This window comes from Burkholderia sp. BKH01 (assembly GCF_025685725.1).
Lineage (GTDB): Bacteria > Pseudomonadota > Gammaproteobacteria > Burkholderiales > Burkholderiaceae > Burkholderia > Burkholderia pyrrocinia_C.
Genome location: NZ_JAOTQT010000008.1, coordinates 107,157 through 131,885, shown reverse-complemented (window position 1 = coordinate 131,885; position 24,729 = coordinate 107,157). Strand labels below are relative to the sequence as shown.

The following is a 24,729-nucleotide window of genomic DNA, read 5'->3' as shown; positions in this document are numbered from 1 at the left end:
GAGCATGACGGCCCGGCTCGCAGCCGGCACGCCGCGCGCGAGCAGGATTTCACGATAGACGCTCACGAATCACCGGTAAGGCAGGTAATGACAGCATCGAAAAATTCGTCGACGTCCGCTCAGGCGGGCACTTCCGCGGGTAGCACCGGCTTCGATCCGGTCACCCAGCCGATGCAGCAGATGTTCGAGTCGTGGTTGAGTGCGTGGCGCGGTTTTGCGGATCCGGCGCGCGCCGCGACCGCATCGGCCACCGTCAATCCGTTCGCGACATTCCAGTTCCCGACTTCGTTTCCGTTCCAGGTGCCGTCGATGCCTGATCTGGGCAGCATGGCGTCGCCGTTCGCGGGGCTGAAGCTGCCGGTTGCCGCGATTCCGCCCGAACGGCTGCAGACGCTGCAGGCCGACTACGCGCGCGATTGCATGACGCTGATGCAGCAGGCGGCCGCCGCGAAGCTCGAATCGCCCGAACTGAAGGACCGCCGCTTCAGCGGCGATGCGTGGAAGGCGTCGCCGGCGCATGCGTTCGCGGCTGCCTGGTATCTGCTCAACGCGCGCTATCTGCAGGAACTGGCCGACGCGCTTCAGACCGATCCGAAAACGCGCGAGCGCATCCGGTTCACGGTCCAGCAATGGACGGCCGCCGCCGCACCGAGCAACTTCCTCGCACTCAATCCCGACGCGCAGAAATCGATTCTCGACACGCAGGGCGAAAGTCTGCGGCAGGGGATGATGAACCTGCTCGGCGACCTGCAGCGCGGCAAGATTTCGCAGACCGACGAATCGCAGTTCGTGGTCGGCAAGAACCTCGGCTGTACTGAAGGCGCGGTCGTCTACGAGAACGATCTGATCCAGTTGATCCAGTATTCGCCGAAGACGGACAAGGTATTCGAGCGGCCGCTGCTGATCGTCCCGCCGTGCATCAACAAGTTCTACATCCTCGACCTGCAGCCCGAGAATTCGCTCGTCGCGCACGCGCTGTCGAGCGGCCATCAGGTGTTTCTCGTGTCGTGGCGCAATGCGGATGCTTCGGTCGCGCACAAGACGTGGGACGACTACATGAACGAAGGGCTGCTCGCGGCGATCGACGCCGTGCAGCAGGTCAGCGGCCGCGAACAGATCAACACGCTCGGCTTCTGCGTCGGCGGCACGATGCTCGCGACTGCGCTGGCGGTGCTTGCCGCGCGCGGCGAACATCCGGCCGCGTCGATGACGCTGCTGACCGCGATGCTCGACTTCACCGACACGGGCATCCTCGACGTGTTCGTCGACGAGGCGCACGTGCAGATGCGCGAGCAGACCATCGGCGGCAAGAACGGCTCGCAACCGGGGCTGATGCGCGGCGTCGAGTTCGCGAATACGTTCTCGTTCCTGCGGCCGAACGACCTCGTGTGGAACTACGTCGTCGACAACTACCTGAAGGGCCGCACGCCGGCGCCGTTCGATCTGCTGTACTGGAACAGCGACTCGACGAGCCTGCCGGGCCCGATGTATGCGTGGTACCTGCGCAATACCTATCTCGAGAACAAGCTGCGCGAGCCGGGCGCGCTGACCGTGTGCAGCGAATCCGTCGACCTGTCGCTGATCGACGTGCCGACCTTCATCTATGGCTCGCGCGAGGATCACATCGTGCCGTGGCAGACGGCCTACGCGTCGACGTCGATCCTGTCGGGCCCGCTGAAGTTCGTGCTCGGCGCGTCGGGTCACATCGCGGGCGTGATCAATCCGCCGGCGAAGAAGAAGCGCAGCTACTGGGTCAACGACAGCGACCTGCCCGAAACCGCGGACGACTGGTTTGCCGGTGCGACCGAGCAGCCCGGAAGCTGGTGGACGACCTGGGTCGAGTGGCTCGACCAGTACGGCGGCCGCAAGGTGGCGCCGCCGGCCAAGCCGGGTTCCGCGCAGTTTCCGGTGATCGAGCCGGCACCGGGACGCTACGTGTTGCAGCGCGATTGACGAAAACCGGACAGCGGCGCACGCTGTTCGATGCACCGCAGTTTTTTTAACAGGGCCGGTAACGATGCGCCGTGTCGTGCGGGCCTGGAGGAAAGGGAAATGACGGACGTAGTGATCGTATCGGCCGCGCGGACCGCGGTCGGCAAATTCGGCGGCTCGCTTGCGAAGATTGCGGCGCCGGAGCTGGGCGCGACGGTGATCCGCGCGGTGCTGGAGCGTGCGGGCGTGAAGCCCGAGCAGATCAGCGAAGTGATCATGGGCCAGGTGTTGACGGCCGGCTCGGGGCAGAACCCGGCGCGGCAGTCGCTGATCAAGGCCGGGCTGCCGGCGGCGGTGCCTGGGATGACGATCAACAAGGTGTGCGGCTCGGGCCTGAAGGCCGTGATGCTGGCGGCGAATGCGATCGTCGCGGGCGACGCGGAGATCGTGATCGCGGGCGGCCAGGAGAACATGAGCGCGTCGCCGCACGTGCTGCCGGGCTCGCGAGACGGGTTCCGGATGGGCGACGCGAAGCTGGTCGACACGATGATCGTCGACGGGCTGTGGGACGTGTACAACCAGTACCACATGGGCATCACGGCGGAGAACGTCGCGAAGGAATACGGCATTACGCGCGACGAGCAGGACGCGTTCGCGGCGCTGTCGCAGAATAAGGCGGAAGCGGCGCAGAAGGCCGGGCGCTTCGACGACGAGATCGTGCCGGTGTCGATTCCGCAACGCAAGGGCGAGCCGCTGCAGTTCGCGACCGATGAATTCGTGCGTCACGGCGTGACGGCGGAATCGCTGGCGGGGCTGAAGCCGGCGTTCTCGAAGGACGGCACGGTGACGGCGGCGAACGCGTCGGGCCTGAACGACGGCGCGGCGGCGGTGCTGGTGATGTCGGCGCAGAAGGCGGCGGCGCTGGGCCTGACGCCGCTGGCGCGGATCAAGGCGTACTCGAACGCGGGCGTGGATCCGAGCGTGATGGGGATGGGTCCGGTGCCGGCGTCGCGCCGGTGCCTGGAGCGCGCGGGCTGGACGCCGGGCGACCTGGACCTGATGGAGATCAACGAGGCGTTCGCGGCGCAGGCGCTGGCGGTGCACAAGCAGATGGGCTGGGACACGTCGAAAGTGAACGTGAACGGCGGGGCGATCGCGATCGGTCACCCGATCGGTGCGTCGGGCTGCCGGATCCTGGTGACGCTGCTGCACGAGATGGTCAAGCGCGATGCGAAGCGCGGGCTGGCGTCGCTGTGCATCGGCGGCGGGATGGGCGTCGCACTCGCGGTCGAGCGTCCGTAACCGGTCGTCCGTTACCGGCGAACCGAATCCGGGCGCCGGCCGATCGCGGTTTCGGCCGGCGCCACGTGAAGTCAGAGCGGGCCTCCGGCAGCTCTCGAAACCAAGAAAATGGAGTGAGATCTATGTCTCAGCGAATTGCGTACGTAACGGGCGGGATGGGCGGCATCGGCACCAGCATCTGCCAGCGTCTGTTGAAAGACGGCTTCAAGGTAGTGGCCGGCTGTGGCCCGAACTCGCCGCGGCGCGTGAAGTGGATCGAGGACCAGAAGGCGCTCGGCTACGATTTCATCGCGTCGGAAGGCAACGTCGGCGACTGGGACTCGACCAAGGACGCGTTCGACAAGGTCAAGGCCGAAGTCGGCGAGATCGACGTGCTGGTCAACAACGCGGGCATCACGCGCGACGTCGTGTTCCGCAAGATGACGCACGAAGACTGGACCGCCGTGATCGACACCAACCTGACGAGCCTGTTCAACGTGACGAAGCAGGTGATCGACGGGATGGTCGAGCGTGGCTGGGGCCGGATCATCAACATTTCGTCGGTGAACGGCCAGAAGGGGCAATTCGGCCAGACCAACTATTCGACCGCGAAGGCCGGCATCCACGGCTTCACGATGTCCCTCGCGCAGGAAGTCGCGACGAAGGGCGTGACGGTCAACACCGTGTCGCCGGGCTACATCGGCACCGACATGGTCAAGGCAATCCGTCCCGACGTGCTCGAGAAGATCGTCGCGACGATCCCGGTGCGGCGCCTCGGCGGGCCGGAGGAAATCGGCTCGATCGTCGCGTGGCTTGCGTCGAACGATTCCGGCTTCGCGACGGGCGCCGACTTCTCGCTGAACGGCGGCCTGCACATGGGCTGAACACCCAGGCTGCGCGGGCCGGGTGGCCGCGCAGCCGGGTGTGTTCCGAAGGCCCCCGCCTCCCGGATTCGGGCGGCGGGGATTCGTCACTTGCGCTACGCTGCACTGAAAGGCGTTACATGACTACTACAAAGAAGACGGCCGAACGGCTCATCAAGAAGTACCCGAACCGCCGGCTCTACGATACCGAGACAAGCACGTACATTACGCTCACCGACGTGAAGCAACTCGTGCTGGAGCAGGAGGATTTCAAGGTCGTCGATGCGAAATCCAACGAAGACCTGACGCGCAGCATCCTCCTGCAGATCATCCTCGAAGAGGAAAGCGGTGGCGTGCCGATGTTCTCGTCGTCGATGCTGTCGCAGATCATCCGTTTCTACGGTCACGCGATGCAGGGCATGATGGGCACGTACCTGGAAAAGAACATCCAGGCGTTCATCGACATCCAGAACAAGCTCGCGGATCAGTCGAAGAACATGTACGACACCAATGCGATGAATCCGGAAGTCTGGTCGCAGTTCATGAACATGCAGGCGCCGATGATGCAAGGGATGATGACGAGCTACATCGAGCAGTCGAAGAACATGTTCGTGCAAATGCAGGAGCAGATGCAGAACCAGGCGAAGTCGATGTTCAGCACGTTCCCGTTCAAGCAGCCGGGTCCCACGGAGCCGGAGAAGAAGTAGCGATTTTGCGGCAGGCCGGCCGCGGCGGCGCGAGCCGTCGGGTGTCGGTACCGTGCGGCGAGGTGGCGCGGGTCGCCCGATCGTGTGCTCGGGTACGACGATGCGCGGCTGTCGCCTGCCGGAAGATATCGCCGACGGATCGTTCGTGATCGTCGGCATAGCATGCTCGCGCCGAGTGTGAGGCGGGCATGGCCGTTGTTCAGTCGATCGAGATGCGGAAATGTGGCCGATCGGCGATGGAGACGATGCGGTGTGGTTTGAGCGCCTGACCGCGGCGATGTTTCCGTGAGTGCAGGACTGGATTGAGCCCGCTCCGGCGGGTTTTTTTACGATCTCGTCGCTCGAGTGATTTCACGCAACGCGGGCCGGACGTGTGCGATTGCCGGCGGCAACGCCGACGGTACCGGCCCGGATTGTTTCACTGCGCCGGGAATCCTTGCTCGTCGTCGTGCGGAGGAAGATCGAGCACGAGCTTGACCGCGCTGTAGTTGGCCTTCAGCGAAAACACGCGGCCGATCACGAGAAACGTCTGCTGCGAATTCTCGAGTTCGACGAAGTCGCCCGGTTGCGGCACGTGCGCGCCTTGATCGTAGGAAAAGCTCGTGCTGGTTTGCTCACCGATGGCTTCTGCCGCGTGCTCGGTGAATTCGATCGTGATGTGGGTGGTCATGCGAGCCCCGTTGGGTGGATGGAAGAGAGCGAAGGCTTCGATTTTCGCATAGCGGCGGTGCGCTTCCGCGGCGATTGTTGCGCGACCGCGATTGCCGATCGTGCTTGCCCGCTGGTCCACGCATATGCGATAGCAACGACCCGGCCGAGGCCGGGGCGGGAGGGCGGGACGAAGCGGAGCGACCGTTACCTCTCCGCAAACGTCCCCGCTTGCACCAACGTCATCTTGCCGGGGGCCAGGTATTTGCGGATGGCGGTGTTGACCTGTTCCACGGTCAGCGCGCGGACGCGCTCGGGGTAGGTGTCCAGGTCGCTTAGCGGTTGGTCCTGAAGCACCGTCTGGGCGAGCATGGCGGCCATCTGCCCGGTGGTTGCCATCGCGACCTGCTGGCGACCGATCATGCCGTCCTTGCGCGCATCCAGTTCCGCCTGGGTGATGCCCTGTTTCCACCAGGCGTCCAGCACCCGGCGGGTGCTGGCGATGCCCTTGTCCAGCAAGGCCGGGGCGAAGTTGGTGTTGACGACAAAGCCGCCCTCCATCAGCGAGAGGCCGGACAGGCCGGCGCCGATGCCGTAGGTCAGGCCTTCCTGATCGCGGACGGTCGCCATCAGGCGGCCGGTGAAGCCGCTGCCCAGGACGGCAATGCCTGCACTCAGGGGCAGGTAGTCGACGTCGCTGGCGCGCAGGTCGATGGCCTGCCCCAGCGCCACGCTGACGGATGCCTTGTCCTTCATCGCGATGCGCTGCGTGTCAGGCCGACTTGCCTTGCGTGCCGGCCCCTGCCGTACGAGTGCCTTGCCGCCGCTCCAGCCCGCGAAGGCCTCGATCAACTTGGCCTGCAGGCCGCGAGGGTCCGCGCCGCCCACCACGACCACGGTCATATGCGCCGGTCCGTAGTACGCGCGATGAAACGCCTTGATGTCCTCCAGTGTGGCGGCGGCAATGGCCTGGAGCATCCGCTCGCGCGGCACCGGGGCGTTGACGTGTGCCTCGGGGTAGATGGCCATCGACAACGCATCGCGTGCCCGCATGCCCGGTACTTCCCCGCTTTGACGGACCCTGGCCTCCAGCAGGGTCTTGGCCCTGGCCAGTTCCTCGGCCTTGAAGGCCGGCAACCGCAACTGTTCGGCCATCAGGTCGATCAGGGTCGGTAAATCCCCGGTCAGGCTCTTGCCGTATATGCCGACAAAGCCCCCTGCGGTCTGGAACGACAACTGGGCGCCCAGGCTCTCCAGCAGCCTGGAGATGGCCACCTTGTCGCGGCGGGTGGTGCCCGCCTCCAGCAACATGCCGGTCAGCAATGGCACGGCGGGATTGGTCGCCTTGCTGGCCGCGTCGGCATCGCCCAGCGGCATCACTGCGGCAACGGACACCATCTCTTGCGGCGCCATCGGATAGACCAACAGATCGATGCTGCCGGCCTGGGCGCGCGCCACGCGATCGGCGATGCCCGCCTGAGCCGCGACAGGCAACCACAGCATGGCCAACGCCAGCACCCATGGGCGCAGCCAGTTGAAACGAACACGCATCATGTCGACTTCTCCGGGACGAACCAGCCGGTGGTGCTCTGGTCTTCATTGAGGTACGTGCGGGCTACCCGCTGCACGTCGGCGGGCGTGACCTTTTCCAGTTGTTCCAGTTCGGTGACGAACCGGGTCCAATCGCCTTGAGCGACCGCTTCGCCAAGCAGGGCCGAGGTCTTGCTGACGCCGTCGCGCTGGTAGATCTGCTCGGCCCGGTAAGGGCCCAACACCCGCTGGATATCCTCGCGAGTCACGCCCTGGTTCTTGATGCGTTCCAGTTCGGCCCAGGCGATTTTCTCGGCCTGGTCGTGTTTGGCGTTGGACGACAGGTTGACCGTGATCAGGAACGGCCCGGGATCGCGCAACGCATGGAAGCTGGCGCTGGCGTTCGTGGCGACTTCAGTGTCCACCAGCGTGCGATACAGCGGGCTGGCCTTGCCCTGACTCAATACCAGGCCCAGCACGGTCAGCGCTGCCGCATCGGGATGCAGGGCGTTGGGCGCCTTGAAGGCCATGATGACGCTGCCCGTCTCGCCGGCCCGCTTGAGCACCAGCCGCCGTGGCCCCTGTTGCGGGGGTTCCTCGGTGGTCATCGCCGGGATCGCATGGGGTGCGCGCGGAATGCCGCCGTAGTACTGCCTGATCCAGCCCAGCGCCTGCGCCGGCTGGAAGTCGCCAACCAGAATGACCACCGCATTGTCCGGCCAGTAGAAGGTGTCGTAGAAGCTGCGCAGCTTGTCCACACTGGCATGCTCGATGTCGCTGCGCCAGCCTATGGTGGGATGGTGGTAGGGATGCGTCTGGTAAGCGGTGGCCAGCACCTGCTGGAACAACGCGCGGAAAGGACGGTTCTCGCCCCGCTCGTACTCGTTGCGTACCACCGTCATCTCGCTGGCCAGGTCTTCGGGGCGCAGCAGGAGGTTACGCATGCGGTCGGCTTCGATGGCGATATAGCCTTCCAGCGCGTGGCGCTCCAGCGTGCCGAAGTAATTGGTGCGGTCCATCGATGTGGTGGCGTTGAAGCTGGCGCCCGCCCGCTCCAGATAGTCGTTCACCGAGTTGCCCTGTTCCTTCGTGTAGTGCCGGCTGCCCTTGAACATCAGGTGTTCCAGCAGGTGGGTGCCGCCGGTGGTGCCGGCGGCCTCGTTGCGCGAGCCTACCCGGTACAACACCTGGAAACTGACCACCGGCGCGGCAGGGTCGGGCAGGGCGAGCACGGTGAGGCCGTTGCCGTCCAGGCGGTATTCGTCGATACCGGCCAGGGAGCGCACATGGGTAAAACCCGGTACCTGGGTGGATTGGGCCATCGCTGTGCCTGCGATCAGCAGGCACAGCGAGAGCCCCGTCCGTATCGAACGCGGCAATGACATGGGACTTTTTCTCGTGAACACGATGAACGTGAAGGGTTAGGGGCTGGCCAGTGTGGCCAGCGAGGGTCCAGGCGTATTTTCGCGGCGCTGCGCACGACGCTCGATGCTACGTGGCATCGGGATCATTGTGGAATGAGACGGGTTCGAATTTTTCGCGGCAAAAGGAAGAAAGCACGGGCGCGAGGGGCAGGTGTCGCAGCAGCCGGGGCAGGAACTGGCGCGGGGCGATCCGGGTGGCGTCGTACCTCTGCGGCAGTCGCTCGCCCCGAAGTGAAAGGGTCGCATCAAACTCCGATTCATGACCCGCCGCCCGTCGTGCGGCGTATTCGAACGGGCGGCCCATGTTGCCGATAGCCGTTCATTTTGGCTCGCCGCCCCTAAATCGCTGTAAACTCACGCTTTTGCCGCCACGCCCCCACATTCCAGATGTCCCAATCCCCCAAAGTAGGTTTCGTTTCGCTTGGCTGCCCGAAGGCGCTCGTCGATTCCGAACAAATCATCACCCAGTTGCGCGCCGAAGGTTATGAAATCTCCAGCACCTACGACGGCGCCGACCTCGTCGTCGTCAACACCTGCGGCTTCATCGACGAAGCCGTGCAGGAAAGCCTCGATGCGATCGGCGAAGCGCTGACCGAGAACGGCAAGGTGATCGTCACCGGCTGCCTCGGCGCGAAGTCGAGCGCCAGCGGCTCGAACCTGATCGAGGAAGTCCATCCGAAGGTGCTCGCCGTCACCGGCCCGCATGCGGTGGGCGAAGTGATGCAGGCCGTGCATTCGCACCTGCCGAAGCCGCACGACCCGTTCGTCGACCTCGTGCCCGCGGCCGGCATCAAGCTCACGCCGCGCCACTACGCATACCTGAAGATTTCCGAAGGCTGCAACCACCGCTGCACGTTCTGCATCATCCCGTCGATGCGCGGCGATCTCGTGTCGCGTCCGGTTTCCGAAGTGATGCTCGAGGCCGAGAACCTGTTCAAGTCGGGCGTGAAGGAACTGCTCGTGATCTCGCAGGACACGAGCGCTTACGGCGTCGACGTGAAGTACCGCACGGGCTTCTGGAACGGCAAGCCGATCAAGACGCGCATGACCGACCTGGTCGCCGCGCTCGGCGAACTCGCCGCGCAGTACGGCGCATGGGTGCGCCTGCACTACGTGTATCCGTATCCGAGCGTCGACGAAGTGATTCCGCTGATGGCCGAAGGTCCGTTCAAGGGCCACGTGCTGCCGTATCTCGACGTGCCGTTCCAGCACGCACACCCTGAAGTGCTGAAGCGCATGAAGCGTCCGGCGAATGCCGAGAAGGTGCTCGAGCGCGTGCAGAAGTGGCGCGAGATCTGCCCGGACCTGACGATCCGCAGCACGTTCATCGCGGGCTTCCCCGGCGAGACGGAGGAGCAGTTCGAAACGCTGCTCGACTTCATCCGCGAGGCGGAACTCGATCGCGTCGGCTGTTTCGCGTATTCGCCGGTCGAAGGTGCGACCGCGAACGAACTCGACGGCGCGCTGCCCGACGACGTCCGTGAAGAACGCCGCGCGTGCTTCATGGAAGTCGCCGAGGAAGTGTCGGCGAACCGCATCCAGCGCAAGGTCGGCAAGACCCTCAAGGTGTTGATCGACGAAGTCGGCGAAGAAGGCGGGATCGGCCGCACGGCAGCCGATGCGCCGGAGATCGACGGCGTCGTTTATGTCGAGCCGTCGACGAAGGCGTCGAAGCGCTACAAGGTCGGCGATTTCGTGTCCGTGAAGATCACGGGCGCCGACGGCCACGATCTGTGGGGCGAGGTGTAAGCGATGACCGCCGCATTTCCGGAGATCCTCGCGCTCGGCGAGGCGATGATCGAATTCAACCAGTCGCAGCCGGGCCGTCCGGAATTCCTGCAGGGCTTCGGCGGCGACACGTCGAACTTCTGCATCGCGGCGGCGCGCCAGGGCGCGTCGACGGGCTTCGTGTCGGCGATCGGCGACGAACCGTTCGGCCGCCTGCTGGCCGACATGTGGCGCGCCGAGCACGTCGATACGACGTACGTGCGGATCGATCGCATGGCGCCGACCGGCGTGTATTTCGTCACGCACGGCGCCGACGGCCACCAGTTCGACTATCTGCGCGCGGGCTCCGCGGCGAGCCGCTACACGGCGGGCGACCTGCCGCTCGACGCGCTGGCTGCGGCGAAGGCCGTGCACCTGTCGGGCATCAGCCTCGCGATCAGCACGGCCGCGTGCGATGCCGCGTTCGCGGCGATCGACCATGCGCGCCGCAACGGTGTGAAGGCCAGCTTCGACACGAACCTGCGCCTGAAGCTGTGGCCGCTGCCGCGCGCCCGTGCGGTGATGCGCGAGGCGCTTCGCCAGACGGACATCTGCCTGCCGAGCTGGGACGACGTCACGGCGCTCACGGGCGCGAACGATCGCGACGCGATCGTCGACGCGATGCTCGAACACGGGCCGCAGGTCGTCGCGCTGAAGCTCGGCAAGGAAGGCGCGTACGTCGCGACGCCGAACGAGCGGCGCGTCGTGCCGGGCTTCGCGGTCGAGGCCGTCGACGCGACGGGCGCGGGCGACTGCTTCGGTGGCGCCTTCGTCGCGCGGATTGTCGCGGGCGACGATCCGTTCGCGGCGGCGCGCTATGCGAACGCGGCGGCGGCGTTGTCGACGACGGGCTACGGCGCGGTCGCACCGATTCCCCACCGCGATGCGGTGGAGCGCCTGATGCAAGGCTGACGCGGCACGCGCACGCCGGCCACGGCCCCGCACGATCGATTCATTCGAAGAGAAGGATGAGGAGGCAACATGCAACGCGAAGTGGTGGTGGTGAGCGGCGTGCGTACCGCGATCGGCGAATTCGGCGGCAGCCTGAAGAACATCGCGCCGACGGAGCTCGGTGCGCAAGTCGTGCGCGAAGTGATGCGGCGAGCGCAGGTGTCGGGTGACGAGGTCGGTCACGTGGTGTTCGGCAACGTCGTGCACACCGAACCGAAGGACATGTATCTCGCGCGTGTTGCCGCGATCAACGGCGGCGTCGCGCAGCATGCGCCGGCGCTCACGGTCAACCGGCTGTGCGGTTCCGGGCTGCAGGCGATCGTGTCGGCCGCGCAGGGCGTGCTGCTCGGCGATGCGGACATCGCGATCGCGGGCGGCGCGGAGAACATGAGCCGCGCGCCGTATTCGATCCCGGCCGCGCGCTTCGGGCAGCGCATGGGCGACATGCGCGCGGTCGACATGATGATCGGCGCGCTGAACGATCCGTTCCAGACGATCCACATGGGCGTGACGGCCGAGAACGTCGCCGCGAAGTACGGCATTTCGCGCGATGCGCAGGACGCGCTCGCGCTCGAATCACACCGCCGCGCGTCGCACGCGGCGAAGGCCGGCTACTTCAAGGACCAGATCCTGCCGGTCGAGCTGATCGGCTCGAAGAAGGGCACGCCGGTCGTGTTCGATCACGACGAACACGTGCGCCATGACGCGAGCCTGGACGACTTCTCGAAGCTGCGGCCCGTGTTCGTGAAGGAGAACGGCACGGTGACGGCCGGCAACGCGTCGGGCATCAACGATGCGGCCGCTGCGGTGCTGCTGATGGAGCGCAGCGTCGCCGAGAAGCGCGCGGCAACGCCGCTCGCGCGCCTCGTCGCGTATGCGCATGCGGGCGTCGATCCGGCCTACATGGGAATCGGTCCCGTGCCGGCCACGCGAAAGGTGCTCGAGCGCGCGGGGCTGACGGTTGCCGATCTCGACGTGATCGAGGCGAACGAGGCATTTGCCGCGCAGGCATGCGCGGTGACGAAGGAGCTGGGTCTCGACCCGGCAAAGGTGAATCCGAACGGGTCCGGCATTTCGCTCGGCCACCCGATCGGCGCGACGGGCGCGCTGATCACCGTCAAGGCGCTGTACGAGCTGCAGCGCATCGGCGGCCGATACGCGCTCGTGACGATGTGCATCGGCGGCGGGCAGGGCATCGCCGCGATTTTCGAGCGAATCTGAAGCAAGGAGCAATGCAAGGTGGGTCGATATTCGGAATGGCAACGGGCGCTCGTCGTCGCATGTGCGCTGGCGGCGGGCATCGCGCTGCCGGGCGCGGTCGCGGCGCAGGCCGTCGCGCCAGGAGCGCAACAGGATGAAGCGGCACCCGCGCGGCCGCTGCGGCCGAATCCCGAATTCGCCCGCCTGCCGCGCTACGAAGGCACGCTCGGCGACCGGCCGATCGTCGTGCATCTCGGCCCGAAGACGAACGAGGAAGGCGTGCACGGCGAATACCAGTTCGCCGATACGGGCGAGGTGGTCCTGCTTGCGGGCGATCGCGATGGCGATACGCTCGAGATCGAGGAATCGAACGACGGCACGAACATCTCCGGCGTGTGGATCGGCCGCTTCGACACGACGGGCGATCTGAAGGCCGACCGGATGAACTCGGACGAATCGGACCCGCAGCCTGTCGTGCTGCGCTTGGCGCCGGGCAAGCGCGCGGCGCTGCAGGTGCGTGACGGCCGCGTGCAGGAAATCGAGACGGTGGGCGGCGTCGTCAATCTGCGCGCCGACGACTGAGCTCGCGCTGGCTCGGCGTGCGCGGCGCGAATTGTACTGGGCCAAATGCGCCGAATTTGGCTACTCTAGCGACATATTCCGCAACCGAACGGCCTTGTGCCCGGCTTCCTGTCATGACTGCATCCACTCCCAAGCGCGCGCTGCAAACCCGCATCGTTCAACCCGACGACGTCATTCCGGAAGGCTTCCGCTCGTTCGTGCCGCCGGTCGCGCGCGCATCGACGGTCGTGTTCCCCGATCTCGCGACGATGCGTGCGCTCGTCTGGCACAACGACAACCAGTGGCGCTACGGGCTGCATGCGACGCCGACGTCGCTCGCGCTCGCGCAGCGGCTCGCCGAGATCGAGGGCGGCACGCATGCGCTGCTGCAGCCGTCGGGCCTCGCGGCGATCATGAATGTCTACTTCGGGATCGTGAAGGCGGGCGACGACGTGCTGATTCCGCACAACGTGTACGGGCCGAATGCCGATTTCGGCAGCTGGCTCGCGAAGGATTTCGGCATTACCGCGCGCTTCTACGATCCGCTCGTCGGCGCCGGCATCGCCGAGCTGATCCAGCCGAACACGCGGCTGATCTGGATCGAGGCGCCCGGTTCGGTGACGATGGAAGTGCCCGACGTGCAGGCGATCGCGGCGGCCGCGAAGGCGCGCGGCATCGTCACTGCGATCGACAACACCTATTCGGGCGGGCTCGCGTTCAAGCCGTTCGAGCACGGCGTCGACATCTCGGTGCAGGCGCTGACCAAGTACCAGTCGGGCGGCAGCGACGTGCTGATGGGCGCGACGATCACCGCGGACGCGGAGCTGCACGCGAAGCTGAAGCTCGCGCGGATGCGCTGCGGGATCGGCGTGTCGGTCGACGATTGTTCGCTCGTGCTGCGCAGCCTGCCGAGCATGCAGGTGCGCTTCGACGCGCACAGCAAGAGCGCGCTCGCGCTCGCGCAATGGCTGAAGGCTCGGCCGGAGATCGCATCGGTGCTGCACCCGCAGATCGCCGACTGCCCCGGGCATGCATCGTTCATGCGCGACTTCACGGGCGCGGGCGGGCTGTTCTCGGTGGTGTTCGACGAGCGCTACAGCGCGGAGCAGATCGACCGTTTCGTCGAGTCGCTCGAGCTGTTCGCGATCGGCTGGAGCTGGGGCGGCGCGTGCAGCCTCGCGATGCCTTACGACGTCGCGTCGATGCGCCCGGACTGGCCGCATCGCGGCACGCTGGTGCGTTTCTACGTCGGTCTCGAGGACGAAGCCGACCTGCGCGCGGATATCGAGCGCGCGATGCAGGCCGTACTCGGCTGATCGCAGGCCGATAACGTCCCGCGGGGAAAAACGAAACGCCGGCGCGATGCAAGATCGCGCCGGCGTTTTTCATTCGAGGGCGTGCGGGATCAGAACAGCCGCAGCAGCCCGTCGAGGCCGACGTGATCGAACGCGACCGTCGCCGCGTCGCGCACGACGGGCTTCGCGTGGAACGCGACGGACAGGCCGGCTTCGGCCATCATCTTCAGGTCGTTCGACCCGTCGCCCATCGCGATCGCGCGGTTCGGCTCGAGGCCGAGCGATGCGCACGTGTCGCGCAGCAGGCGCGCCTTCACGTCGGCGTTGACGATCTCGCCGAGCACCTTGCCGGTCAGCTTGCCGTCGACGATCTCGAGCGTGTTCGCGTGCGCGTAGTCGAGGCCGAGCCGTGCCTTCAGCCGCTCGGTGAAGAACGTGAAGCCGCCCGACACGAGCAGCGTTTTCATGCCGGCGGCCTTCACGCCGGAGAGCATCGTCTCGGCGCCCGGCGACAGTTGCAGCCGTTCCTCGTACACGCGCTCGAGCGCCTGCGCGTCGAGCCCGGCCAGCAGCGCGACGCGGCGCGTGAGGCTTTCGTTGAAGTCGCGGATTTCGCCGCGCATCGATGCTTCGGTGATCTCGGCGACCTGCGTCTTGAGCCCGCAGAAATCGGCGATCTCGTCGATGCACTCGATCGTGATCAGCGTCGAATCCATGTCCATCACGGCGAGCCCGAAATCGCCGAGCGTGCGGCCGGCCTCGACGAACGCGAAGTCGAGTGCGTGCGTGCCGCAGTACGCGTCGATGTCGAGGCGCTGCGCCGGGTTCGCGTTTTCGATGCGCAGCGCGTGATCGTCGGTCTGCACGATGCGGGTGCCGCGCGACAGCGCGAGCAGCGGTTTGTGATGGGCGTCCGACAGCGGCGCAAGACTCTGGATGACGAGGTTGTGGGTCATGGCGGGATGATTGGGAGGCGAATGAAACGCGTGCGCGGCCAACGGGCGGCCGCTTGCGGACGCGGGCCCCGTTCGGCTGCGGGCCATTGCGTCGCGAACGCGCCATTGTAGCCGGTTGGCCGGGCCGGGCGGTCGCGGCAGGGACGAATCCTGAGGCCCGACTCGAACCGGCACACCCGCAGAGCGAGCCGAACGCCGGCGCCTATCGCCCGTCCGCGCGGTCCCAGTACGGCGGATCGCCGAAATGCTCGGCCAGGAACGCGATGAACGCGAGCGTCTTCAGCGGCACGTGCGCGCGGCTCGGATAGACGGCCCAGATCGCGACGTCGTCCGCGAACGGATAGTCGTCGAGCACCGTGACGAGCGCGCCGCTCGCGAGCAGCGGGCCGACGTCCCAGGTCGACTTGATCGCGATCCCGAAGCCGTCGACCAGCGCTTCGCGGATTGCCTCGCCGTTGCTCGCGACGAGCCGGCCGCCGACCCGCACGGTCAGCGGGCCTTGCGGTGTCGCGAACGACCAGTCGCGCTGGTCGCCGAGGATCACGCACTCGTGCTGCGCGAGGTCGGCCGGATGGCGCGGCGTGCCGCGTTCGGCGAGATACGCGGGCGAACAGCACAGCACGCGGCGGTTCACCGCGAGCTTGCGCGCGACGAGCGTCGAATCCTTCAGCGCGCCGAGGCGGATCGCGACGTCGTAGCCGTCGTCGACGAGATCGACGATCTCGTCGGACAGCCGCAGGTCGAGCGACACCGACGGATAGCGGCGCAGGAACGCGGGAATCACCGGCGCGACATGCTGGCGGCCGAACGACGACGACATCGACACCTTCAGCCGCCCGTACGGCTCGCTGCGGCCGCGGCCGACCGACGCGCGTGCGGCGTCGGCGGCCGACAGCAGCGCGTCGGCGCGCGCCATGAAGACCTCGCCGTCCTGCGTGAGGCTGATGCGACGCGTGGTGCGGTGCAGCAGCCGCGCGCCGAGCTGGCGCTCGAGCTGCGCGATGCGCGCGCTCGCGACCGCGGCCGACACGCCGAATTCGCGCCCGGCCGCGGTGACGTTCGCGAGCAGCGCCGCGCGCACGAACAGCGCGACGTCGAGCAGGTCGAGCGGCTTGTCGGGTGCCGGGATCGGATCGAGCGCCATTATTCTGAAATTCCTGAAAATGTTTCAGGAAATATAGCGGTTTTCTCGAATGATCGGGTTGCCTACGATGATGTTCATCGGGCTGCGCCGCGGCCCGCCCGTTTTCCTGAAAGGAGTTTCGTGATGAAAGCCGTTGGACTGACCCGCTATCTGCCGATTGACGACCCGCAGGCCTTGCTCGACGTGGAACTGCCGCAACCCGTGCCGGGCCCGCGCGACCTGCTCGTGAAGGTCGAGGCGATTTCCGTGAACCCGGTGGACACCAAGGTGCGCGCGCCGAAGCCGCAGGTCGAGGACACGCCGCGCGTGCTCGGCTGGGATGCCGCCGGCACGGTCGTCGCGGTCGGCGCGGACGTCACGCTGTTCCGGCCTGGCGACGAAGTGTTCTACGCGGGCAGCATCACGCGGCCCGGCGCGAACAGCGAATTCCATGCGGTCGACGAGCGGATCGCCGCGCTGAAGCCTCGCACGCTCGACTTTGCCGCCGCAGCCGCGTTGCCGCTCACCGCGCTGACCGCGTGGGAAGCGCTGTTCGACCGGCTGCGGGTGTCGCCGCAGGGCGCGGACGCCGGCAAGTCGGTGCTGATCATCGGCGGCGCGGGCGGTGTGGGCTCGATCGCGATCCAGCTCGCGAAGGCACTCGGCAAGCTGCACGTGATCGCGACCGCGTCGCGGGCGGCGTCGGCCGAATGGGTGCGCTCGCTCGGTGCGGATGCGGTGGTCGACCATTTCGGCGACCTGCCTGAGCAGCTGCGCGAGGCAGGGCATCCGAACGTCGACTACGTGCTGATCTTCAACGACACGGACCGCCATTTCCCCGCTGCGGCGGAAGTAATCCGGCCGCAGGGCGGCATTTGCACGATCGTCGAGAACGGGAAGCCGGTGCCGGTCGAACTGCTGAAGGCGAAGAGCGCTGCGTTTCACTGGGAGTTCATGTTCACGCGCGCGATGTTCGAGACGCCGGACATGATCGAGCAGCACCGGATCCTCGGCGAAGTCGCGCGGCTCGTCGACGGCGGCACGCTGCGCACGACGCTCGGCGAACAGCTCGGTGCGATCAACGCCGCGAACGTGCGGCGCGCGCACCAGTTGCTCGAAGCCGGGCGCACGATCGGCAAGCTCGTGCTGAGCGGCTTCTGAGCGCGCTCAAACTCGTCGCTTCGTGCCGGGCTCTTCGACGAGGCATTCCCCGACGAGGCCTTCTGCGAGGCTGAAAACCTGGGGCGGCCCGGCGTTTTCTCGAGAGCCTGCATCGTGCATAAGGTTGCAACGCCGCGAACACAAGCGGGGTAACACCCGATGCGTTTGCGGCGCATTGCATGCCGCTTGGCGGTAGACTGGCAACGCATCATGCATCGAAAACCGCGCGGCACGCGCGTGCCGCCGCATTACAAGGAGGTCAGCATGAGCCAACGCAGCTTGTCAGTCGCCGCATCGTGGTCGGCCGTGTTCGCGGCGGCGTGCGTCAGCGCGAGCGTATTCGCGGCGCCGCCGGTCAAGGGCAGCCTGAAGGGCGGCGGTACGGGACAGCTCGAATACACCGTCAAGGTCGACTCGAAGACCTTCGGCAATACGCAGGAGACCCGCAAGATCCGCTCGGGCGAGACGGACGACTTCAACTGGAAGTCGGTGCCGCCGAGCGGCGCGATCGCGATGCCGGACGGCTGCCCGAACGCGGACAACCTGCCGCGCGACGCGAACGGCGCGATGGTGCGCCAGACCCAGGTGCGGCTCGCGCCGTCGATCGACGCGAAGGGGATCGCGAACGTGCAGATGAGCTTCCAGGCGTCCGCACCGAAGGGCACGCGCAACGTGACGGCTGGCGGCAAGTCGCTGCAATGCCCGGACGTCGTGTCGGTGAGCCAGGTGAAGTGGGTGTCGATTCCGACCAACGGCGGATCGAAGTCCGTGACGATGAGCGACGGCACGAAGGTGACGGTGTCGATCAAGCGTTGAGTGGCGCGTGCGGGCCGGCGTTTCGTCCGGTGCGCGCGCAACGGATTCGACTGGCTGTACGAGCAAGGCGGCACGTGAGCGCTGCGTGTCGCCGTCACGATGTTTCCCTCGGCCTGCTTCGCGGTACGGTGCCGCGGCAACGGCATTGCACCCGTTCGCCGCGCGTTCGCTCAGCGTGGCGACCTGCGTGACCTCATGCGGATGTCACGTTATGCTTCGCAGCATCATCACTTTCCTGTAACGACATCCCGATGAAATTCCGAATGTGCATGCTGCTGTCGGCCGCTGCGTTCGTCTCCGCGCACGCGCAGGCGGCCGACGATTGCAGTTTCGTGAAGAAGGTCGAGTTGCCGTCGCGGCAGCAGGTGGCTGTCGTGTCGAGCGGCGCACTCGAACCGTGCTCGACCGGCAGCTACGCGGTGCGCGTGTATTCGACCACGCACACCGCACCCGGCTTCGATACTGACGACTATGTGACGGGTGCGCTGCATGCGCGCGATGGCACGGTTACCGATGCGTTCACTGCGGACCTCGGAGCACGTGCGCCGCAGGCGCTCGTCGTGACGACGCGCTCGGCCGGCAGCGGCGGTTATGTCGGCGCGCAGGCCTATGTTACGACACCGCGTGCGGTGCGGCTCGTCGCGTCGGTCGACGGGCTCGCGCCCGACGCGGACATCGCGGCTGCGTTGCGGCAGGCGATCGGCAAGCGTCGCGCCGCGCGCTGACGCGCTGATCGCGCACCGCGCGAAAGCATCGCGCGGCGCCGCCGCGTGTCAGTGCGCACGCTCTTCGAGCCGCGCTGCGAGAAAGCGGTGATCGGCCGAGAACAGCCGGCGATAGGTCATCAGCACCGCGCCGACGGTGCCGAGCGCGGACGCCGCGGCGATCAGGAACATGATCACGATCTGGTAGCGCACGGCCTGCAGCGGCGACTGGCCGGCCAGCACCTGACCCGTCATCATCCCCGGCAGGCTCACGACGCCGACGACGGCCATCTGGTTCAGCGTCGGCAGCATGCCCGCGCGCACGGCCTGGCGCGCGGCATCCTGCGCGGCTTCCCAGCGTGTCGCCCCCAGCGCGAGCGCGGTCTCGACGCGGTCGCGGCGTGCGGTGAGTTCCTCCATCATCCGCTCGACGCCGAGCGACACGCCCGTCAACGTATTGCCGAGAATCATCCCGAGGATCGGAATCGCGTATTGCGGCGCGAACCACGGATGAATGCGAATCACGACGAACAGGCCGACCGCCGCGACGAACCAGCTGCTGAACCAGATCGACGCGATGCTGTCGATGCGCTGGCCGCGGTACGTGCGCTTGCCGCGTCCCGCGCCGGCGAAACCGGCGATCAGCGTCATCAGCGCGGTGAGCGGCAGCACGACGTACCAGTGAGGATGGCCGAACACCCAGCCGAGCACATAGCCGATCGCGAGCAACTGCACGACGGTGCGCACGGCCGCGAGGGCGAGCTTGCGGCCGAGGCCGAGCGACAGCGCCGCCGAGATCGCGCCGTTGATTGCGACAAGCGCGGCGGCGACGCCGACGTCGACGAGGCTCAGGTCCTGCAGTGCCGGGCTCATTGCGCAGTCTCCTTGGTGTCGGCAACGTGCAGCACGCCGGCCTGCATCATGAGCCGCGTCGTGCCGATCCGTGCGGCCTGGGCCGGATCGTGCGAGATCCACATGTACGCGCGCGCGTCGGGCGCCGCGTCGAACCACGCACCGACGAGCGCTTCGATCGCGCGCGCCGATTCGGGATCGAGCGCGGAGGTCGGCTCGTCGAGCAGCAGCACGTCGGGATCGAGCTGCAATACGCGCAGCAGCGCGGCGATCTGCGCTTCGCCGCCCGACAGGTCGCTCGCGCGCTTGTCGAGAAAGTCGGGGCCGCGGCCGGCACGTGCGGCGAGCGCTTCGGCGCGCGCGCGGTCGAACGCGACGTCGCGATAGATCGCGAGAGAATACGGATAGCGCAGTTGAGATTCGACGGTGCCGTCCATTTGCGCGGGGCGCTGGCGCACGTACGCGACGCTGCGCCGGTAGCGCGGGATCGCGCCGCGCCGGATCCGGCTGCCGTGCCACAGGATGTGGCCGCCGTCGAGCGGATCGAGCAGCGCGAGCGCGCGCAACAGTACGCTCTTGCCCGACCCGGACGGTCCCGTGACAGCAATTCGCGATCCCGTGGCGAGGCTGAAATCGGTCGGGGCGAGCAGGGTCTTGCCGCTGCTGGCGTCGCGCCGCGTGATGTGCTGCGCATCGATGAGGCCGGTGGGGGCTGTCATGTCACAATTGAAAAAAAGCGTTAATGGCGCCGAAACGTCGCCATGGCGTGCGTCATAATACCGATTGAAAAGCCGCGGGTGTCGTGTGCCGTTCGTCCACGCAAGCGGCCCGGCATGATGCGGCAACATTTCAGAACAACAACGGAACCGCCATGACGCTAACCCGAGCCATCGGCAAATCGGCTGCATGGATCGTCGGTATCGTCGCGGTGCTCATCGCGGCGGCCGGCGTCTTTCTCTTCACATTCGACTGGAACCGCGCGAAACCGTGGGTCAACGAACAGGTGAGTGCGGCGCTCGGCCGCCCGTTCGCGATCAACGGCGACCTGAAGGTCGGCTGGCGTCGCCCCGACGGCGAGACCGGCTGGCGCGCATGGGTGCCCTGGCCGAGCTTTTCGGCCACGCAGATCGAGATCGGCAACCCCGACTGGGCGAAGGCGCCCAAGTTCGTCACGCTCGATGCCGCGCACTTCGATCTCGCGATCCTGCCGTTGCTCGCGCATGAAATCGTCATTCCGTCGATCGACGTCGTGAATCCCGCCGTCGACCTCGAGCGGCTCGCCGACGGCCGCAACACGTGGACCTTCCAGTTCAAGCAATCGTCGCAGCCTTCGCCGTGGAAGGTACGGCTCGACAGCTTCGGCTTCGGGAAGGGTACCGTCACGTATCGCGACGCGATCACGAAGGCCGACCTGACCGTCGCGATCGATACGCTCGGGCAGCCGATTCCGCTCGGCGACGTGCTGAAGGAACAGGAGCAGACTTCGCGTGCGGCGTCCGCACAGCGTGTCGGCAAGCACGGTGCCGCGCAGTTGAGCGCGAAGGCGAATGCGGAAGCCGCGTCGAGCGCGTCGGCGGCGCAGGCTGCAGGGGCGTCGTCGTCCATGGCGGTTGCGGCAGCGTCTGCGGTTGCGCCTGCGTCGGCGGCTGCGGCCGCATCAGGTGCATCCGGTGCGTCCGGTGCAAGCGGCACCGCGGCGCCGGCGAAGCCGTCCGGCCCGACCTATGCGTTCGGGCTGAAGGTCGACGGCCGCTACAAGAACGTGCCGATCAGCGGTACCGGCAAGCTCGGCGGCGTGCTCGCGGTCGAGGACACGTCGCGGCCGTTCCCGCTGCAGGCCGACGTGAAGGCCGGCGACACGCGGCTTGCGATCGTCGGCACGCTGACCGACCCGCGGAGTCTCGCGGCGCTCGACCTGCGCCTGTGGCTGCAGGGCACGTCGATGTCGCACCTTTACCAGCTCACCGGCATCACGCTGCCCGACACGCCGCCTTATGCGACCGAAGGGCGGCTGATCGGCAACTTCAAGCGGCGCGCGAGCACGTTCCGCTACGAGAACTTCAACGGCCGCGTCGGCGGCAGCGATCTCGGCGGCACGCTGGTGTACGAGCAGCGCGAACCGCGGCCGAAGCTGTCGGGCGAACTCGTGTCGAACCTGCTGCAGTTCTCCGATCTTGCACCGGTGATCGGCGCGGACACGGCCGCGAGCAAGGCCAAGCGCGGCGACACGACGCGCCAGCCGCCGGGCCGCGTGCTGCCGGTCGAGACGTTCCGTACCGACCGCTGGCGCGCGCTCGACGCGGACGTGAAGTTCACCGGCCGCAAGCTGATCAAGAGTGCGAACCTGCCGATCACCAACCTGTACACGCACATCGTGATGCAGGACGGCGTGCTGTCGCTCGAACCGCTGCAGTTCGGCGTCGCGGGCGGCACGCTCGCGACGACCGCGCACCTCGACGGCAGCGGCGCGCCGCTGAAGGGCCGCTTCACGGTGGCCGCGCGGCACCTGAAGCTCAAGCAGCTGTTCCCGGCGCAGAAGGTGATGCAATCGGCGCTCGGCGAGATCAACGGCGACGCGTCGCTGTCGGCGACCGGCAACTCGCCGGCCGCGCTGGCTGCGACGTCGACCGGCGAAGTGAAGGCGCTCATCACCGACGGCCGTATCAGCCGCCTGCTGATGGAAGCCGCGGGGCTGAACGTCGCGAACGTCGTCTACGAGAAGCTGTTCGGCAATCGCGACGTGAACATCAATTGCGCGGCGATCGACTTCGTCGCGACCAACGGGATCCTCGACCCGAAGGTGTTCGCGCTCGACACCGACGACGCGCTGATCAACGTCGACGGCCCGATCAGCCTGCGCGACGAAACGCTCGACCTGAAGATCCATCCGCACACGAAGGGTTTCCGGATCTTCTCGCTGCGCTCGCCGCTGTACGCGAAGGGCACGTTCAAGAACCCGGACGTCGGGGTCGATGCGGGTGCGCTCGCGTTGCGTGCCGGCGCGATGATCGGGCTCGGCCTGATCAACCCGTTCGCGGCGCTGATTCCGCTGATCGCGCCGAGCAACAACAAGGACGTACCGTGCTCGGAACTGTTCGGGCAGATGAACGCGAAGGCGGCGCAGAGGGCGGCCGCGAAGGCCGGCAAGTGAGACGGGCGGGCGCCGGCGGGTGCCCGGCGCGGAGGGTGGATTGGCGGGGCCGGAACGGCATGGTCGGCAGTTTCTCCGACACCTGCTAAAATGCACGGTTTTCCGTCGATTTATCCTTTAACGGGACCTGCCGTGCTTTCTACTGCCAACATCACGATGCAATTCGGGCCGAAGCCCTTGTTCGAGAATATCTCGGTCAAATTCGGCGAGGGCAACCGCTATGGTCTGATCGGCGCGAACGGCTGTGGCAAGTCGACCTTCATGAAGATCCTCGGCAGCGACCTCGAGCCGAGCGCCGGCAACGTCGCGCTGGAGCCGAACGTGCGTCTCGGCAAGCTGCGCCAGGACCAGTTCGCGTACGAAGACGTGCGCGTGCTCGACGTCGTGATGATGGGCCACACCGAGATGTGGGCCGCGATGACCGAGCGTGACGCGATCTACGCGAACCCGGAAGCCACCGACGACGACTACATGCACGCGGCCGAGCTCGAGGGCAAGTTCGCCGAATACGGCGGCTACGACGCCGAGGCGCGCGCGGGCGCGCTGCTGCTCGGCATCGGCATCGAGGAGAAGTTCCACAACGGCACGATGAGCGACGTCGCGCCGGGCTGGAAGCTGCGCGTACTGCTTGCGCAGGCGCTGTTCTCGAAGCCCGACGTGCTGCTGCTCGACGAACCGACCAACAACCTCGACATCAACTCGATCCGTTGGCTCGAGCAGACGCTCAACGAGTACAACTCGACGATGATCATCATTTCGCACGATCGTCACTTCCTGAACTCGGTGTGCACGCACATGGCCGACATGGACTTCGGCACGCTGAAGGTCTGGCCGGGCAACTACGACGACTACATGCTCGCATCGGCACAGGCGCGCGAGCGCCAGGCCGCGGCGAACACGCGCGCGAAGGAGCGCGTGGCCGAACTGCAGGACTTCGTGCGCCGCTTCTCGGCGAACAAGTCGAAGGCCCGCCAGGCGACGAGCCGCGCGAAGCAGATCGACAAGATCAAGATCGAGGAATTCAAGCCGTCGTCGCGCCAGAACCCGTTCATCCGCTTCGAGTTCGAGAAGAAGCTGCACAACGTCGCGGTGGTTGCCGAAGAGATTACGAAGAAGTACGAGCGCACGATCTTCCAGAACTTCAACCTGTCGGTGCAGCCGGGCGAGCGAATCGCGATCATCGGCGAGAACGGCGCGGGCAAGACGACGCTGCTGCGTTCGCTGCTCGGCGCGCTCGAGCTCGAGCACGGCACGGTGAAGTGGTCCGAGAACGCGAATGTCGGCTACATGCCGCAGGACACGTACGAGGAGTTCCCGAACGACATCACGCTGATGGACTGGATCGACCAGTACCGCAAGGACGGCGATGACGAAACGATGGTGCGCGGCACGCTGGGCCGCCTGCTGTTCTCGTCGGACGACATCAAGAAGTCGGTGAAGGTGCTGTCGGGCGGCGAGAAGGGCCGCATGATCTGGGGCAAGCTGATGCTCGGCCGCCACAACGTGCTGCTGATGGACGAGCCGACCAACCACATGGACATGGAATCGATCGAGTCGCTGCAGATCGCGCTCGAGCAGTTCGAAGGCACGCTGATCTTCGTGTCGCACGACCGCGAATTCGTGAGCGGGCTGGCGAACCGGATCATCGAAGTGCGCACGGACGGTACGCTGTTCGACTTCGGCGGTAACTACGAGGAGTTCCTGACGAGCCAGGGGCAGGAGTAATTGTCCTGAGTTTGTCCCAAGACCACCGTTCATGCGTCCCGGATAGCCCCACGGAATTGTCCCGTTGGGACAACGGCAGTGT

Annotated in this window: 21 protein-coding genes; 14 read left to right on the top strand and 7 right to left on the bottom strand. The window is 66.5% G+C overall.

Features of this window, described 5'->3' with window-relative positions; all coding sequences use genetic code 11:
* The first annotated feature begins 87 nt into the window (after window positions 1–87).
* The 4 genes from phaC (at window position 88) to phaR (ending at window position 4,783) form a co-directional block, all read left to right on the top strand.
* On the top strand, window positions 88–1,953 hold the full coding sequence (gene phaC, locus OEJ37_RS15020) for a class I poly(R)-hydroxyalkanoic acid synthase (protein WP_175920164.1): 1,866 nt from the start codon (window positions 88–90) through the stop codon (window positions 1,951–1,953).
* A gap of 99 nt (window positions 1,954–2,052) precedes the next feature.
* Window positions 2,053–3,234: an acetyl-CoA C-acetyltransferase gene (locus OEJ37_RS15015; RefSeq protein WP_263344704.1), complete on the top strand. Its 1,182-nt coding sequence runs from the start codon at window positions 2,053–2,055 to the stop codon at window positions 3,232–3,234.
* Window positions 3,235–3,356: 122 nt separating this feature from the next.
* Window positions 3,357–4,097, top strand: a complete 741-nt coding sequence (locus OEJ37_RS15010) for a 3-ketoacyl-ACP reductase (protein WP_263344703.1) — start codon at window positions 3,357–3,359, stop codon at window positions 4,095–4,097.
* 119 nt (window positions 4,098–4,216) lie between these two features.
* Window positions 4,217–4,783: a polyhydroxyalkanoate synthesis repressor PhaR gene (phaR, locus tag OEJ37_RS15005; RefSeq protein WP_111016915.1), complete on the top strand. Its 567-nt coding sequence runs from the start codon at window positions 4,217–4,219 to the stop codon at window positions 4,781–4,783.
* Window positions 4,784–5,201: 418 nt separating this feature from the next.
* Here the strand turns inward: phaR and OEJ37_RS15000 are convergent, their stop codons facing one another.
* From OEJ37_RS15000 to OEJ37_RS14990, 3 genes are all read right to left on the bottom strand, one after another.
* Window positions 5,202–5,453, bottom strand: a complete 252-nt coding sequence (locus tag OEJ37_RS15000; RefSeq protein WP_175919406.1) for a hypothetical protein — start codon at window positions 5,451–5,453, stop codon at window positions 5,202–5,204.
* A 185-nt stretch (window positions 5,454–5,638) separates the two neighbouring features.
* Window positions 5,639–6,985: a M16 family metallopeptidase gene (locus OEJ37_RS14995; RefSeq protein ID WP_263344702.1), complete on the bottom strand. Its 1,347-nt coding sequence runs from the start codon at window positions 6,983–6,985 to the stop codon at window positions 5,639–5,641.
* Complete coding sequence (locus OEJ37_RS14990) at window positions 6,982–8,346, bottom strand: M16 family metallopeptidase (RefSeq protein WP_175919405.1); 1,365 nt, start codon at window positions 8,344–8,346, stop codon at window positions 6,982–6,984. The genes OEJ37_RS14995 and OEJ37_RS14990 overlap by 4 nt, the downstream gene beginning before the upstream one ends.
* A 426-nt stretch (window positions 8,347–8,772) precedes the next feature.
* Here OEJ37_RS14990 and rimO point away from each other — a divergent pair, with 426 nt between their 5' ends.
* From rimO to OEJ37_RS14965, 5 genes are all read left to right on the top strand, one after another.
* Window positions 8,773–10,134 (top strand): 30S ribosomal protein S12 methylthiotransferase RimO, encoded by a 1,362-nt coding sequence (gene rimO / locus OEJ37_RS14985; protein WP_263344701.1) that lies wholly within the window; start codon window positions 8,773–8,775, stop codon window positions 10,132–10,134.
* Window positions 10,135–10,137: 3 nt separating this feature from the next.
* Window positions 10,138–11,064 (top strand): sugar kinase, encoded by a 927-nt coding sequence (locus tag OEJ37_RS14980; RefSeq protein WP_263344700.1) that lies wholly within the window; start codon window positions 10,138–10,140, stop codon window positions 11,062–11,064.
* 69 nt (window positions 11,065–11,133) lie between these two features.
* A complete protein-coding gene (bktB, locus tag OEJ37_RS14975; protein ID WP_174419293.1) occupies window positions 11,134–12,324 on the top strand; it encodes a beta-ketothiolase BktB in 1,191 nt (396 codons plus the stop codon).
* An 18-nt stretch (window positions 12,325–12,342) separates the two neighbouring features.
* Window positions 12,343–12,885 (top strand): hypothetical protein, encoded by a 543-nt coding sequence (locus OEJ37_RS14970; RefSeq protein ID WP_263344699.1) that lies wholly within the window; start codon window positions 12,343–12,345, stop codon window positions 12,883–12,885.
* Between the two features lie 113 nt (window positions 12,886–12,998).
* Complete coding sequence (locus OEJ37_RS14965) at window positions 12,999–14,180, top strand: cystathionine beta-lyase (protein ID WP_174419291.1); 1,182 nt, start codon at window positions 12,999–13,001, stop codon at window positions 14,178–14,180.
* Between the two features lie 89 nt (window positions 14,181–14,269).
* Here the strand turns inward: OEJ37_RS14965 and serB are convergent, their stop codons facing one another.
* Together serB and OEJ37_RS14955 are read right to left on the bottom strand one after the other, a co-directional pair.
* On the bottom strand, window positions 14,270–15,115 hold the full coding sequence (gene serB, locus OEJ37_RS14960; RefSeq protein ID WP_175919402.1) for a phosphoserine phosphatase SerB: 846 nt from the start codon (window positions 15,113–15,115) through the stop codon (window positions 14,270–14,272).
* A 202-nt stretch (window positions 15,116–15,317) separates the two neighbouring features.
* On the bottom strand, window positions 15,318–16,259 hold the full coding sequence (locus tag OEJ37_RS14955; protein ID WP_174419304.1) for a LysR family transcriptional regulator: 942 nt from the start codon (window positions 16,257–16,259) through the stop codon (window positions 15,318–15,320).
* Window positions 16,260–16,382: 123 nt separating this feature from the next.
* Here OEJ37_RS14955 and OEJ37_RS14950 point away from each other — a divergent pair, with 123 nt between their 5' ends.
* The 3 genes from OEJ37_RS14950 to OEJ37_RS14940 all read left to right on the top strand — a co-directional run bounded on the left by OEJ37_RS14950 (window position 16,383) and on the right by OEJ37_RS14940 (window position 18,940).
* The gene (locus OEJ37_RS14950; protein WP_175919400.1) at window positions 16,383–17,399 is read left to right on the top strand and encodes a zinc-binding alcohol dehydrogenase family protein; all 1,017 of its coding nucleotides are present in this window, start codon (window positions 16,383–16,385) and stop codon (window positions 17,397–17,399) included.
* Between the two features lie 264 nt (window positions 17,400–17,663).
* Window positions 17,664–18,215: a DUF6013 family protein gene (locus tag OEJ37_RS14945; RefSeq protein ID WP_174419303.1), complete on the top strand. Its 552-nt coding sequence runs from the start codon at window positions 17,664–17,666 to the stop codon at window positions 18,213–18,215.
* 251 nt (window positions 18,216–18,466) lie between these two features.
* Window positions 18,467–18,940 (top strand): PliI family lysozyme inhibitor of I-type lysozyme, encoded by a 474-nt coding sequence (locus OEJ37_RS14940; RefSeq protein WP_263344698.1) that lies wholly within the window; start codon window positions 18,467–18,469, stop codon window positions 18,938–18,940.
* Window positions 18,941–18,988: 48 nt separating this feature from the next.
* On the opposite strand, the gene OEJ37_RS14935 is transcribed toward OEJ37_RS14940, so the two are convergent.
* Entirely contained in the window at window positions 18,989–19,792 is an 804-nt protein-coding gene (locus tag OEJ37_RS14935; RefSeq protein ID WP_174419287.1) for an ABC transporter permease, read from the bottom strand.
* A complete protein-coding gene (locus OEJ37_RS14930; RefSeq protein WP_174419286.1) occupies window positions 19,789–20,490 on the bottom strand; it encodes an ATP-binding cassette domain-containing protein in 702 nt (233 codons plus the stop codon). The genes OEJ37_RS14935 and OEJ37_RS14930 overlap by 4 nt, the downstream gene beginning before the upstream one ends.
* Window positions 20,491–20,642: 152 nt before the next feature.
* On the opposite strand from OEJ37_RS14930, the gene OEJ37_RS14925 reads away from it, so the two are divergent.
* Together OEJ37_RS14925 and OEJ37_RS14920 are read left to right on the top strand one after the other, a co-directional pair.
* The gene (locus OEJ37_RS14925) at window positions 20,643–22,922 is read left to right on the top strand and encodes an AsmA family protein (RefSeq protein WP_174419285.1); all 2,280 of its coding nucleotides are present in this window, start codon (window positions 20,643–20,645) and stop codon (window positions 22,920–22,922) included.
* Between the two features lie 132 nt (window positions 22,923–23,054).
* Window positions 23,055–24,647 (top strand): ABC-F family ATPase, encoded by a 1,593-nt coding sequence (locus OEJ37_RS14920; RefSeq protein WP_174419284.1) that lies wholly within the window; start codon window positions 23,055–23,057, stop codon window positions 24,645–24,647.
* Window positions 24,648–24,729 lie beyond the last annotated feature (82 nt).